Raw genomic sequence first — 12,863 nt, 5'->3', positions numbered from 1 at the left:
GACTCAGTCTCCCAGAAAATCCGCAGCCAATCGGTGAAATGTTTCCGGCTTCTCTGCATGCAGCCAGTGTCCGGTCTGCATGATGGTTTTTACGGTTGCCTTGGGAAACAGCTTTAATATAGCCTCTTTGTGTTCGGGCTTGATGTAGTCAGACAGATCACCGCGAATAAACAGTACAGGCCCCTCAAAAGGTCCTTCTGCAGACGGCCTGTCTCTAAGTGCCGGGTAGCTTTCTTTAAGCACAGACAAGTTGATTCGCCACTGAAAACCACCTGCCTCACGTCGCACCAGATTTGACAGCAGGAACTGCCGGACTATTTCATCCTCTACCCACTCTGCCAGCTGCTGGTCTGCCTGATTTCTGCTCTCCAGCGACTCGGGTTGCAGAGCACACAGTCCCTCAAATATTTCGTCGTGTTCGCCTCGCTCTCCGCCATACTGCACGGGCGCCACATCGGCGACAATCAGTCGATCGACCAGCGACGGATTGCTGAGCGCCAGCTGCATCGCCACTTTGCCACCCATGGAATGACCCAGCACATGTGCGTGATCCAGCTCCTGTTCTGACATGAAGCGTACGACATCGTCCGCCATCGCCGCGTAATCCATGGATGGCACATGAGGTGACGCACCGTGATTGCGCATGTCGAGCGCGAAGACGGTGTAATGTTCGGCGAACTTGCGGCAATGCCAGGCCCAGTTGCTGTGGCTGCCAAACAGGCCATGAATGATGATCAACGGCTCGCCGCATGAACCATACTTTTTAAAGTTAAGTGCTACGCTGCTCACAGATTCTCTTTTATCCAGCTAATGACATCGTCATGGTGAGTTTTTGTTTTCACTTTGTCCATAACGTGCTGCAGTTTACCCTGCTTGTCGATGATGTATGTCTGTCGCAGTATTCCCATATACTCACGGCCCATGAACTTCTTCAGACCCCAGGCACCGTATTTCTCGGCGATGGCATGATCTTCATCTGACAGCAGGGTGAAGTTCAGTTCTTCCTTGTCGATGAACTTCTGCAAGCGGGCAACCGGGTCAGGCGACACGCCCAGCACGACGGTATCCAGCGACTCAAGCTCACTCTGGCTGTCACGCAGTCCACACGCCTGAACCGTGCAGCCCGGCGTCATGGCCTTTGGATAGAAATACAGCACTACATTCTTTTTGCCCTTAAATTCAGCCAGCGACACTGGCTCCCCGCGCTGATCAAGCAGTCTGAAGGCTGGCGCCTGCTTGCCTGTCTGCGGCAATTCTGGGCTGTTTGCTGTCTTGGTGTCAGATGTACTCATGGACATGCTCCCTTTAAAAACAATACATTATAGCGTTACGATAGACTGTCGTCATGGCGGGCGGCGGATTGTTGATAAAGACTCAACACCTGCAGGAGTAATTTGTGACAAGTCCTTACCGATCCATCGTGGTGCTGACAGGCGCTGGTATATCTGCTGAATCCGGTATCCAGACGTTCCGCGCCTCTGATGGCCTCTGGGAAAATCATCGCGTCGAAGATGTGGCAACCCCTGAGGGTTTTGCCAGCAACCCCGTGATCGTCCACCAGTTTTACAATGGTCGGCGACACCAACTGCAGCAGCCTCATATCAGACCCAATCCTGCTCACTCCGCACTGGCACGGCTGGAATACGAGATGAGCCAGCGGCCGGACCACAAATTCCTGCTGGTCACGCAGAATATCGACAACCTGCATGAGCGTGCTGGCAGCCGGGAGCTTGTCCACATGCATGGTGAACTGCTCAAGATCCGCTGCGCCGAGAGTGGGCTGATTTTCGAACATCGCGACAACCTGCAGGTCGGCGACGAATGCCGTTGCTGCCGGGTTCCCGGCAACCTGCGACCACACGTCGTGTGGTTCGGTGAAATGCCGCTGGAAATGCCACGTATTACCCGCGCGCTTGACGAGTGTGACCTGTTTTTGTCAATTGGCACTTCGGGCAATGTTTATCCAGCAGCAGGCTTCTACGAAAGTGCCAAGTCATCAGGTGCCCACACGGTAGAATTGAACCTTGACCCGACTCACTCGCACTTTGATGAGCATATTTACGGCCAGGCCAGCGAGATCGTGCCTGCTTTTGTGGATCGCGTAATCCGGCAACTTGACCCGCTTACTTGACGCTGGCCGGGACAGCCTCGAGTAATCGATGCAATTGTGGCGGCATCCACGGCCTCCCTCTCGCATTTACTGCTGTAGTGATGATGCGAGCATTTACCATCAGTTCCTGAGAGTCGGAGCGGCGAATCTGCTGATCAAATACCATGCGCACCCGCCCGCTGAGTGACGGACTGACAGTCACAATGAATTGGTCTCCACTGCGTAAAGGGCGCAGGTAGTCAATTTCTGCTCTGGCAACAACCACAATAACCCCTTCCGCCGTCAGCTGCGCAAAATCGAGATCGGCTGTCTTGAGGAATTCATGCCGGGCATGTTCGAGATAGTGCTGGTATACGGCATTATTGACGATACCCTGCATATCACATTCGTAATCGCGCACCGCCATGAGACATTCAAATCCTGGAGAGCTGGGCATGATACCTTCCATTCGTGTTGCTATCGGCCATCTACTGTCAGCAAGGTCTGCTATGATGGCGGTTTGATTAAGAAGAAAGCTTGGCACCGGACCGTGAATAATACAAGCAATGGCAGACCCGCAACATCCTCACAATCCGCCTGGAGCCAGTACTGGCGCAGAGGCCACCTGCACTCCTGCCCGGGAGCGTTTCAGGGTAACTACGAAGACAGCATCAGGGAGTTCTGGCACAGCACCTTCACGGAGATCGACGAGCACGGCAGAGTTCTGGACATTGGCACAGGCAACGGCGCTATTGCCCGCCTGGCGCTAGACTTTGCGGCGAGTCGCAGCTTCAACTGGCAGATTGAAGGTATCGACGCTGCTGACATACAGTCCGCCGAAACGCCAATAAACTCGGGCCAGTGCGCACTGATACTTAGAGGCAATCAGTCAAGCGAGCACCTCGATCATGCTGATAACAGCGTGAACCTCGTCACAAGCCAGTATGCCATCGAATATACCCGTGTCGATCTGTCACTCGCCCAGGTGGCCCGGGTATTAGTGCCAGGTGGCATCGCAGCTTTTATTGTGCACCACACGGACGCCAATATCGTTGCGGTCAGTCGCAACGAACTGGCCTTCTTCGACTATTTCTATCAACAGTTGAATCTGTTTGGTGATTCTCGGGCGTTGATTCAGCACTTTGATAAATCTGGGCTGATCAGCAACCCTTCGCTTATTGCCAGCGATCCAAGCGCAAAAGAAATTATGCAGCGCATTCAGCGTCAGCTGAGCAGCATCACCGACTTTAGCCATACGCACCCTGACTGTGGTTTTGCCCGCGATATTGGCACTCAGTTCGCGACCACTCTTAACGCCATCCCTCGCGCCGGGCGAGCAAACACGGAGCATGTACTTCAAGTACTGGAACAGGAGATGGCTGCGCACTCAGCACGAATTCAAGCCAACATTGACGCAGCTCACGATGAGCAGGCGATTTCAAAGCTGATTCAGACCGCTGCTCAATCAGGTCTGGAAAACCTGTCGCATTCTCCGCTGCATAGAAGTTCCGGCGAACTTCTGGGCTGGGCACTGCGTTTCAGGCGCGCTGTGTAAACCAGCAGTTGCTGGCAACCGTAATGCGTACATCCTTGCCAAGGAACGGCGCCACTTCATGTACCAGGTAGGAAGGAAAAATCACCAGCTGGCCTGCTGCCAGACGCATGGAGTAGTGCCCAAAGTTGTAGGGAACCTGCAGCCTGGCATTGGCCGGATCCAGAAACATGTTTGATCCAGGCCTGTGATCAAGAAAACGCAACACACCACTGTCTCTTCTATCCGCCACTTCTTCCCCGGGCGTCACACAATAAACGGCTGACCAGGATGCCATTGGATGGTTGTGCGCCACGAACGAGCCACCAAACCGGGTGACATGGAACCAGGTGTGATTGTGAATATTGAACTGACGCATCTGCTCCGCCGAATAACCATTGAGCTGTGCCACGACCTGAGCAATGGACTCCATCATGAAACCACGCAAGGTCTGCACGCAAGGCTCTGGCCAGCGAAACATATCGAAGTTGCTTTCGAACACTTCACGCTGCGGGATGTGGGTCGGATTCGGATTGCGGTACGGTTCGGCTTCACGTTGCAAAATCAGCTGCGCAAGTTCCTGGTTGAGACCCTCAGCTTGGTGCAGGGAACGCGTGGCGACCGGCGAAGCAAACAGTGGTCTGGTTTCCAGTTGGCTGGCGTTCATTAATCTCTCCATCATGTCATCAATCGGTCGCTCACTTGTTCGCTGGATAATAGCGTTTGTGCGCGACGCCTGTCATCAGGCATAAAAAAACCACCGCCTGCACGAAGCGGGCGGTGGTTTTTGGGGCTGCTTTACAACAGCTCTACCTTATCTGAAGTATCAGAAGCGGTAAGAAGCGGTCACAAAGTAGCGACGACCCAGCACGTCGTACACTGACGGATCAGTGTTGGCCTGGATGCCAGCACGTGAGTCAGATGTATAGATCGGTGGCGCCTTGTCGAACAGGTTGTTGATACCTGCTGTCAGACTCAGACCTTCCACATTGCTGGGGTTCCAGGTACCCGTCAAACGATGGTACGTGTAGGAACCAACGGTTGGTACGATACCGTTGGCCACAGGCGAACGGGGGGCGTCCGAGTTAACCACATCCATGCCTTCAATGAAGTTCATGGTCCACTGAACACTATAGTCACCCAGCGCGTAGCCAGTCGACAGACGTGCCTTGTTCTCTGGCAGCGTTTCAGCAACGATGATACCAATCGTTCCTTCCTGATCAGTCAGCGGAGCTGAAGGGTCTTCCTGCTGCTGCCACTTCAGAAGGTGAGTCCAGGCCAGGTTGGCGGTGATTTCGCCAGGGCCAAACTGCATCGCGCCATCCACCTGCAGGTCGATACCGTCGATGTTCATCTTGCCCAGGTTCTGGTCAGTTGCTCGAACGTTTTCAGCGACACCAGATGTGCTGCGCTCGAAGAACGAACACCACTGATTGCTGGGGCTGAACGTTGGGTTGGAGTCCTGCGCATTAAAGCAGCGAGACACGATTGATGACGCACCAACACTGCCAATACGCTCAGTGATCTCGTAGCGGAACCAGTCCACTGCAACACGCAGATTCACGTCCTGAATATCAGGCGTCCATACGGAACCCAATGTGTAGGTATCGGCTTCTTCCGGCGCGAGGTCCGGGTTACCGCCGGTCAGAGCACGAACCTGGCTGTTACCCTGCGGGAAGTTGGCGGGGGCGCCCTGAGCCGCACACAGCGCGTTGACCTGCGAAGCGTTTGGACCAGTACGCTCGGCACTGCCGTTCCAGCATGGATCGGTGTAGGACGGGAAGCCTTCGTTCTGCGGACGGAACAGCTGACTGACATTAGGTGCTGCAATCGCCTTGTTGTAAGAACCACGCAGTTTCAACTGATCAATCGGCTCGTAGTCCAGACCCAGTGAGTAGGTGTCTACGCCACCGGCCAGGTTGTAGTCAGAATGACGCGCCGCACCGTTCAGACCCAGGTAGTTAGCCATGGGCGCACCGCTCAACAGCGGAGCATCAAATTCAACGAAGAATTCCTTCACATCGATGGCGCCTGTTGTCGGCTGCTGGGCGTTGAAGCCTACTACGTCACCGCTGGCCAGGAACTGGTCCGGTTTGAAATCCGCAACGTTTTCACGGTATTCCACACCCAGTGCCACCTGGAAGGTACCTGCTGGCAGCTCGAACACGCCACCGGTCATGGTGGCACCCGCCATGGTGTTGGTCAGCACAGTGGTGTTCTGTGCCTGAACAGCGATAGCGGCGGCACAGGCGTCAGAGATCTGGCCCAGACCGAAGGGATTCAAACCGCCACAGCCCAGTGGATCCGGATTCGCTGCAGTCGCGTTATAGGCGCGGTTCAGCGCAGAGCGCGAGACGTTGCCGGTCTGGATCTCTGTGCGCTGTGTACGACCCCAGCTGCCCCAGATATCCCAGTTCCAGGTGTAATCGCTCAACTGGAAGTCACCACGGGTACCGTAGATCATCTGCAATACGTCGTAGTTGTTGTCACCATTACGTCCACCAACTTCCGTAGTACGTTTGAACAACGTGAAGGGGGCAGTCGGATTTGGGCGTGATGCCAGAATGGTACGCAGATCCTGCGGGATGAACGGGTTGGTGACCGGCATGGTTGAACCAACACCAGAGGTGATTGGTGTCGCTGCCAGCTCCTGCGCCGCATTGTAGGTCGTATAGCTCATCTTGGCATAGGCTTCGACATTGTCAGCCAGCTCATAGTGGCCGAAGGCCGCAACCTGGCGACGCTCAAGGGGCAGCTGCAGGTAGTTCACTGGCGAGTAGTTATAGCTGTAGCTGGCCGGGTTAAAGCCAGGATCACTGGTATCACCCTTGTAGTTAACCGTGCCAGTACGTGAGAACAACGTGCCATCAGTATTGAAACCAATGTAGTCAGTGTTCGGCACACGGCCGGCGCCGAAAACCGAGTTGTAAGCGGCTTGGGACGGCGCGTTCGCACCAGCTGGGACGAAGAAGCCATCAGGGATTGCCACAGAACCCAGTGGGTTCAGGGATGGCCCCAGCGCAACCGCTGAGAATTCACGATCACCCGCGAATACGGCTTCACGATCGTCGTAGCTCATGTACATGACCGCGTTACCTCGACCACCGTCGAAGTTACCGCCCATGGTCAGGCTGATGGTCTGTGTGGTGCCATCACTTTCGCCAGTCTGTGCGTAAGTGGACTGAACCTGCACACCTTCAAAATCCTGACGCAGCTTGATGTTCACAACGCCGGCAATAGCGTCGGAACCGTAGACCGCAGAACCACCACCGGTCACGATCTCAACGCTCTCAATCAGACCAGAGGGCACTGTATTCAGGTCGATGATGCCAGAGACGTTAGAAGGCTGCAGTCGGATTCCATCCATCAGCACCAGCGTTCGGCTGCTGCCCAGACCACGCAGGTCAACTTGTGCCTGACCACCGTTAGACGGGTTGTTGGACGTTGTGGTGATTGTTGGAACCAGCTGTGGCAGCTCGTTCAGAACCTGTTCGATCTGTGGTGTACCAGCGTCCTGGATGGAGCTGGAATCCAGCGTGAATACCGGGCTGGTGCCTTCAAAGTCACGACGGACAATACGGCTACCGGTAACGGTGATCTCTTCGATCTGCTCTTCGGCCTGTTGTGCCTGAGCTGTGGAGAATACTCCAGCGCCTACAGCATACACACCCGACAGCATCGCGAATTTGATCGCACGGCTGAGTTTGTAGTTCTTGTTCATACTTATCCCACCTTAAAGATAGATTTATTAAACACAAAAATGCCCGCCAGCTCCTCAGAGCAGTGACTTTTTTGCATCATCTTTTGGTTGTCGTTTTAAACATATTGTTTTTATTTCTCGTCAACTCGTCCCGCTAAAAGCAGGAATAAGTTGCTTAACGGACGCAGTTTTAACTGAACACATTCACAAAAGCAACGATTAAAAGCCGAAAAGTTACAGTTTTGTGAGAAATATGTCACAGGAAGTAACTTTTTTTTGATGGGAGGCAAATCAGAACACGAAATGCTGCTTCAGACCCAGTTTTGACACGGAAAAATGCGGGGAAAATGACACAAAAACGTCATACGATGGATAACCCCTGCAGGGCAGGTGTCGTTTCAGAGGCGGGGATGTAAGAGTTAACTTGGGAAGGAGAGTGGTGCCGACACCAGGAGTCGAACCCGGGACCTACTGATTACAAGTCAGTTGCTCTACCACAGCTGAGCTATGTCGGCGATACAGTGTTATCTCTACAGGGCGCGCATCCTACCAACGAATCAGAATTTGATCAACATTTTTTTGTACGTGGTAAAGCAATTGATCAGCAATGGGGAATCCGCTAAGTTAAGGCAATCCGCAGCCGTTGAGACTCGTCATTCATGACACGGAATACTCCAGAGGATAACCCCGCCGGGATTCACCAACAGTTGTCGAGCCACCAGGCATTTCTGGCAAGCTCCCCCGACCAGCTGGCTTCGCTATTCCTCAAAGACCCTGAACGAACGAACAAACTCACATTTGCCTGCGGGCCCATGCGGGTTGATCTGTCCAAGAACCTGCTCGATGCGCGGGCCCTGCAGTTACTCCTGTCATTGGCAGAACAGCACGAACTGCCAGCCAGACGCCAGGCCCTGCTGGATGGTGAAACCGTCAATACCACTGAGCGACGTGCCGCCCTGCACACAGCGCTGCGTGGTTATCGCGCAGCCAATCAGCCAGAGACCGGCCGTGAAGTGGAGAAGGTACTGGGGCAGATGCAGTCCTTTGTCGAGCAAATCCATTCGGGAAAGTGGCACGGCTCATCGGGCAAAAAAATAAGCGACGTAGTCAACATTGGTATCGGCGGGTCCGACCTCGGTCCGGCCATGGTCACAGCTGCGCTCCGACGGGAACATCATCCATCGTTACGCTGTCACTTTGTGTCCAATATCGATCCGGCACATTTGCAGGCCTGTCTGGCCACCCTGAATCCTGCCAGCACCCTGTTTATCGTTGCTTCAAAATCATTCAGCACTCTGGAGACACTCAACAACGCCCTGTTCGCGAGACAGTGGCTATTGGCTGACGATGCAGATGCCGATGTATCCCGTCACTTTGTCGCCGTCAGCAGCAACATCAAGGCTGCGACTGAGTTCGGCATAGCAGCGTCAAACATCTTCCCGATGTGGGACTGGGTGGGTGGCCGCTTTTCACTGTGGTCCGCGATCGGGCTGCCGATTGCGCTGGCAACCAGCATGGCCACATTTCGACAGTTGCTTAGCGGAGCCGCACTGATGGACCAGCATTTTGCAGACACTCCGCTCGAGCAGAATATCCCTGTACTGATGGGCCTGCTGACTGTCTGGTACCGCAACTACTGGAATGCCGGATCTCACGTGGTGCTGCCCTACGCGCAGGACCTGGCCATGTTGCCCGGTTATCTGCAGCAGCTGGACATGGAAAGCCTGGGCAAGTCGGTTGACCTCGCCGGCAATGTATTGGCCCTGCAAAGCGGCCCGGTGATCTGGGGCAGTGCCGGTACCAATGGACAGCACTCCTTTCATCAGTTGCTGCATCAGGGTACGCAGATGATCCCTGCAGACTTTATTGCTGTGGCGCAGGCAGACACACAGGCGTCGGAGCAGGCCCAGACCCAGCACCAATACCTGCTGGCCAACTGCTTCAGTCAGAGCCGCGCGCTGATGTGCGGCAGAACGCTGGCACAGGCCGAGCAGGAGCTAATCAAGCAGGGGCTGCCTGCCGCCGAGGCAGCCAGACTGGCGCCCCATAAACGGGTACCAGGCAACCGACCCAGTACGACCATTGTGCTGGAAAAACTTAATGCCTTCAGCCTGGGTTGCCTGCTGGCCGCCTACGAGCACAAAGTGTTTGTGCAAAGTGTCATCTGGAATATCAACGCATTTGATCAGTGGGGTGTCGAGATTGGCAAACAGCTTTGCACGCCTTTGTTCGATGCGCTGCAGTCCGGTGCCGGCTCGTCTGAACTGGATGCGTCCAGTGCCGCATTAGTGGCATACTGCCGTCAGCAGGCCTGCGGCGGAGTTAAGGATTGAGCAAGTCAGACGTATTCCACAACAAGATCATAGTCGGCAGCGAGGAATGGTGCGCCATGCCTGCGCTTGGGATCCCGGCGACCAAGGCGCGAGTCGACTCCGGCGCCAAGACATCCTCGCTGCACGCCTTTAATATTCGTCCGTTTTTCAAGGGTGGCCAGCCCTGGGTGAGCTTTGAGGTACACCCTCTGCAGAACAATCGGCGCACCATTATCCGATGCGAGGCGGAAGTGGTGGACAAACGCATCGTCAAAAGCTCAAGTGGCATTGGTGAAAAACGCTATGTCATTCAGACTGAACTGCAGCTGCATGGGCAATCCTGGCCAGTTGAGCTTACGCTGACCAATCGCGACTCCATGGGCTACCGAATGCTGCTGGGACGCCAGGCCATGCACGGGCGTATTCTGGTAGACCCGGCGGCCAGCTTTCTGTGCGGGCGCATCGCCAGCCAGCAGATCGAGGAACTGTACCAGGCGCATTCACGCACTCCATCAGGCTTGCGTATTGGACTGCTGGCCAGCAATCCTGAACTGGCCAGTAATCAGCGCATCCTGGAAGCCGGAGAAGAGCGTGGCCACCGCATCCGGCTTTACGATGTGCGACAGTGCTACATGAAGCTGGATGCCGAGCACCCCGAAATACACTATCGTGGCGGCAAGTTGCTGAACAAACTGGATGCCGTCATTCCCCGCATCCGACCGGACCTGACGTTTTACGGCTGTGCGCTGGTGCGACAGTTTGAAAGCCTCGGCATCTATTCTCTGAATAGTGCAGAAGCGATTGCCCACTCACGCGACAAGCTTTATTCCCTGCAGCACCTGTTACAGAACGGGCTGCCCATCCCGACCACCGGCTTCGCTGACAGCCCGCTGGATACCGATGAGCTCATTGACATGGTCAATGGCGCCCCGCTGATCGTCAAACTGCTCGAGGGGCCGGAGCGGCGCGGCGTTGTGCTGGCTGAATCACGCACGGCTGGCGAAAGCCTGATCAACGCCTTTAAATCGCTTCAGGCGAATCTGCTGGTTCAGGAATACATTCGCGAATCCGAGGGCAAATCTCTGCGGCTGCTGGTTGTCGACGGAAAAGTTGTCTGTGCGGTCGAGCGCCAGGGCATTCCGGGGCAGTTTCGCCACAAAAAACAACTGGCGCGTCAGACAGTGGCCCGCATCAGCACCGAAGAGCGCCGCCTCGCCATCAAGGCCGCACGCAGCATAGGCCTGAAAGTCGCTGGCGTGGATATGCTGCGCTCCCGCAAAGGACCATTGATACTGGAGGTCACTAGCTCACCAGCACTGGCAGACCTGGAAGAGGTATGTGGCAAGGATCTGGCCGGCGCCATGGTCAGCGCAGTTGAAAAACAGTTGGGATGGAAGCGCCAGCTAGCCAGCTCTGTGAAGTCTGAAGGGTGAACAGGCCGCACCCATGATCACCCTGCACTTTAAAAAAGCAGACCCCAAAGATATGGACTGGGCCTACCAGCTGTTTCGCACCGTTATGCGGCAGTACATTGCGGACACCTGGGGCTGGGACGAACTGTTTCAGCGCCACAGTTTCGAAGAGAATATTCCCGCATCCAGCTTTACCATGATCAGCCACAATGACAAGGATATTGGTGGCTACAGCCTGAAATCTGAGGCTGATTATCTTCGCCTGGAAATGCTGTTGATCCACCCCGACTGGCAACGCAACGGGGTTGGCACAGCCGTGATGGAAAAACTGTTCTCTGCCAGTCAGCAGCAACAGAAAGTGTTGCGCCTGAACGTCCTCAAGGCCAACCCTGCCTACAATTTCTATCTCAAGCTGGGGCTGGCCATAGAGTCTGAAGACCGTTATCGATACAGGATGCTGTACACGCCTTAAAACAGCGCCAGCAACTCCTGCGTCTTTTGTCGCATCAACTCAGGATCACCACGCGACTCCACGTTCAGTCGCACTACCGGCTCCGTGTTGGACATGCGCAAATTGAAGCGCCAGTCAGCGAAGGCCACACTCAAACCATCGGTGTGGTCTATCGACACAGCGTCTTTGCCGTATCTGTCCTCGACCTGGTTCAACAGAAATGCTGCGTCTTCCACCTGCCGGTTAATTTCGCCACTGGCAGGGAACGCGGCCTGTCGTTCGGCTACCAGATCGGACAGCGGTTTGCCGGTCTGGGACATTAGTTCTGTGACCAGCAGCCACGGGATCATGCCACTGTCGCAGTAGGCAAAGTCCCTGAAATAATGATGCGCGCTCATTTCGCCGCCATACACAGCATCTTCCTTGCGCATGCGCTCCTTGATGAAGGCATGGCCGGTCTTGCACTGAATGGCGCGCCCGCCCATCGACTCGCAGATTTCCTGGGTATTCCAGGTCAGACGCGGGTCGTGGATGATGGCAGACCCAGGCTGTTTGCTCAGGAAGCTTTGCGCCAGCAGACCCACAATGTAGTAACCCTCGACAAAGTAACCCGTCTCATCAAAGAAGAAGCAGCGATCAAAGTCGCCGTCCCAGGCAATACCCAGATCGGCCCCATTTTCGCGAATCGCTTCGATGGTCGGCGCGCGGTTCTCCTCCAGCAGAGGATTGGGCACGCCATTGGGAAAATGGCCGTCAGGCTGGTGATGAACCCGAATCAGCTCAAAAGGCAGCTTTTCTGCCAGCGCATCGACCACGGGTCCAGCACCGCCATTGCCTGCATTGACTACCAGCTTAAGCGGCCGCAGCTCACCGACATTGATGTAGGACAGCAGATGCTCGATGTAGGCAGGACGGGTATCCTGCTGTGTTACCGAACCTGTGCGCGCTGCCGGGGCAAAGTTGCCAGCCTCGGCGAGTCGCCGGATATCGTTAAGTCCGGTATCACCGCTGATGGGGCGAGATTCCTCGCGCACCAGCTTCATACCGTTGTAATCCATTGGGTTGTGACTGGCCGTCACCACAATACCGCCGCCTGCCTTCAGGTGAGAGGTCGCAAAGTACACTTCCTCTGTGCCGCACTGCCCGATATCGATCACATCAACACCACCCTCTGTCAGCCCGCGCGTCAGGGCGTCGCACAGGCTGCGGCTGCTCAAGCGGATGTCATGCCCTACCACCATGGTTTCAACTGACAAAAACTCCGCACAGGCGCGACCAATGCGCCAGGCGATATCTTCGTTTAGCTGGTCGGGCACACGCCCTCTTATGTCATAGGCCTTGAAACAATTAATCTGCACGATATTGCAT

11 protein-coding genes, 1 tRNA gene and 1 pseudogene are annotated in these 12,863 nt (G+C 55.2%); 6 read left to right on the top strand and 7 right to left on the bottom strand.

The features are described from left to right. Nucleotides 1-3: 3 nt before the first annotated feature. Nucleotides 4-789, bottom strand: coding sequence for an alpha/beta fold hydrolase (locus LVD14_RS05440; RefSeq protein WP_237133019.1), 786 nt, complete (start codon nt 787-789; stop codon nt 4-6). Then, nucleotides 786-1,292, bottom strand: coding sequence for a thioredoxin-dependent thiol peroxidase (gene bcp, locus LVD14_RS05435; RefSeq protein ID WP_237133018.1), 507 nt, complete (start codon nt 1,290-1,292; stop codon nt 786-788). Before bcp ends, LVD14_RS05440 begins: the two co-directional genes overlap by 4 nt. Before the next feature lie 104 nt (nt 1,293-1,396). Here bcp and cobB point away from each other — a divergent pair, with 104 nt between their 5' ends. Next, nucleotides 1,397-2,131, top strand: a complete 735-nt coding sequence (gene cobB / locus LVD14_RS05430; RefSeq protein WP_317622677.1) for a Sir2 family NAD+-dependent deacetylase — start codon at nt 1,397-1,399, stop codon at nt 2,129-2,131. Here the strand turns inward: cobB and LVD14_RS05425 are convergent. Continuing rightward, complete coding sequence (locus LVD14_RS05425) at nt 2,124-2,546, bottom strand: acyl-CoA thioesterase (RefSeq protein WP_237133017.1); 423 nt, start codon at nt 2,544-2,546, stop codon at nt 2,124-2,126. The two genes, cobB and LVD14_RS05425, sit on opposite strands and share 8 nt — an antisense overlap. Nucleotides 2,547-2,639: 93 nt before the next feature. Here LVD14_RS05425 and LVD14_RS05420 point away from each other — a divergent pair, with 93 nt between their 5' ends. Beyond that, the gene (locus tag LVD14_RS05420) at nt 2,640-3,644 is read left to right on the top strand and encodes a class I SAM-dependent methyltransferase (protein WP_237133016.1); all 1,005 of its coding nucleotides are present in this window, start codon (nt 2,640-2,642) and stop codon (nt 3,642-3,644) included. On the opposite strand, the gene LVD14_RS05415 is transcribed toward LVD14_RS05420, so the two are convergent. The 3 genes from LVD14_RS05415 to LVD14_RS05405 all read right to left on the bottom strand — a co-directional run bounded on the left by LVD14_RS05415 (nt 3,628) and on the right by LVD14_RS05405 (nt 7,835). Then, a complete protein-coding gene (locus tag LVD14_RS05415) occupies nt 3,628-4,287 on the bottom strand; it encodes a putative 2OG-Fe(II) oxygenase (RefSeq protein ID WP_237133015.1) in 660 nt (219 codons plus the stop codon). The two genes, LVD14_RS05420 and LVD14_RS05415, sit on opposite strands and share 17 nt — an antisense overlap. Before the next feature lie 159 nt (nt 4,288-4,446). Then, nucleotides 4,447-7,341: a TonB-dependent receptor domain-containing protein gene (locus tag LVD14_RS05410; protein ID WP_237133014.1), complete on the bottom strand. Its 2,895-nt coding sequence runs from the start codon at nt 7,339-7,341 to the stop codon at nt 4,447-4,449. Between the two features lie 416 nt (nt 7,342-7,757). Then, nucleotides 7,758-7,835: transfer RNA gene (locus LVD14_RS05405), tRNA-Thr, on the bottom strand. A 144-nt stretch (nt 7,836-7,979) separates the two neighbouring features. On the opposite strand from LVD14_RS05405, the gene pgi reads away from it, so the two are divergent. The 4 genes and pseudogenes from pgi (at nt 7,980) to LVD14_RS05390 (ending at nt 11,516) form a co-directional block, all read left to right on the top strand. Further along, entirely contained in the window at nt 7,980-9,653 is a 1,674-nt protein-coding gene (gene pgi, locus LVD14_RS05400) for a glucose-6-phosphate isomerase (protein ID WP_237133013.1), read from the top strand. After that, nucleotides 9,650-10,072 (top strand): annotated as a pseudogene (locus tag LVD14_RS15545) (ATP-dependent zinc protease); the annotation flags it as partial. The gene pgi and the pseudogene LVD14_RS15545, both read left to right, overlap by 4 nt. Before the next feature lie 78 nt (nt 10,073-10,150). Next, the gene (locus LVD14_RS15540) at nt 10,151-11,065 is read left to right on the top strand and encodes a RimK family alpha-L-glutamate ligase (protein ID WP_317622698.1); all 915 of its coding nucleotides are present in this window, start codon (nt 10,151-10,153) and stop codon (nt 11,063-11,065) included. Between the two features lie 13 nt (nt 11,066-11,078). Beyond that, complete coding sequence (locus tag LVD14_RS05390; protein ID WP_237133012.1) at nt 11,079-11,516, top strand: GNAT family N-acetyltransferase; 438 nt, start codon at nt 11,079-11,081, stop codon at nt 11,514-11,516. Here the strand turns inward: LVD14_RS05390 and LVD14_RS05385 are convergent. Then, a complete protein-coding gene (locus LVD14_RS05385; RefSeq protein ID WP_317622676.1) occupies nt 11,513-12,853 on the bottom strand; it encodes a phosphomannomutase in 1,341 nt (446 codons plus the stop codon). The genes LVD14_RS05390 and LVD14_RS05385 overlap by 4 nt on opposite strands. Nucleotides 12,854-12,863 lie beyond the last annotated feature (10 nt).

Origin of the sequence: Pseudohongiella sp. O18 (genome assembly GCF_021729085.1) — a bacterium.
In the GTDB taxonomy this organism is placed as follows: domain Bacteria; phylum Pseudomonadota; class Gammaproteobacteria; order Pseudomonadales; family Pseudohongiellaceae; genus Pseudohongiella.
Note: the sequence above shows the minus strand (reverse complement) of the source record. Positions and strands in the feature narration are given on the sequence as shown.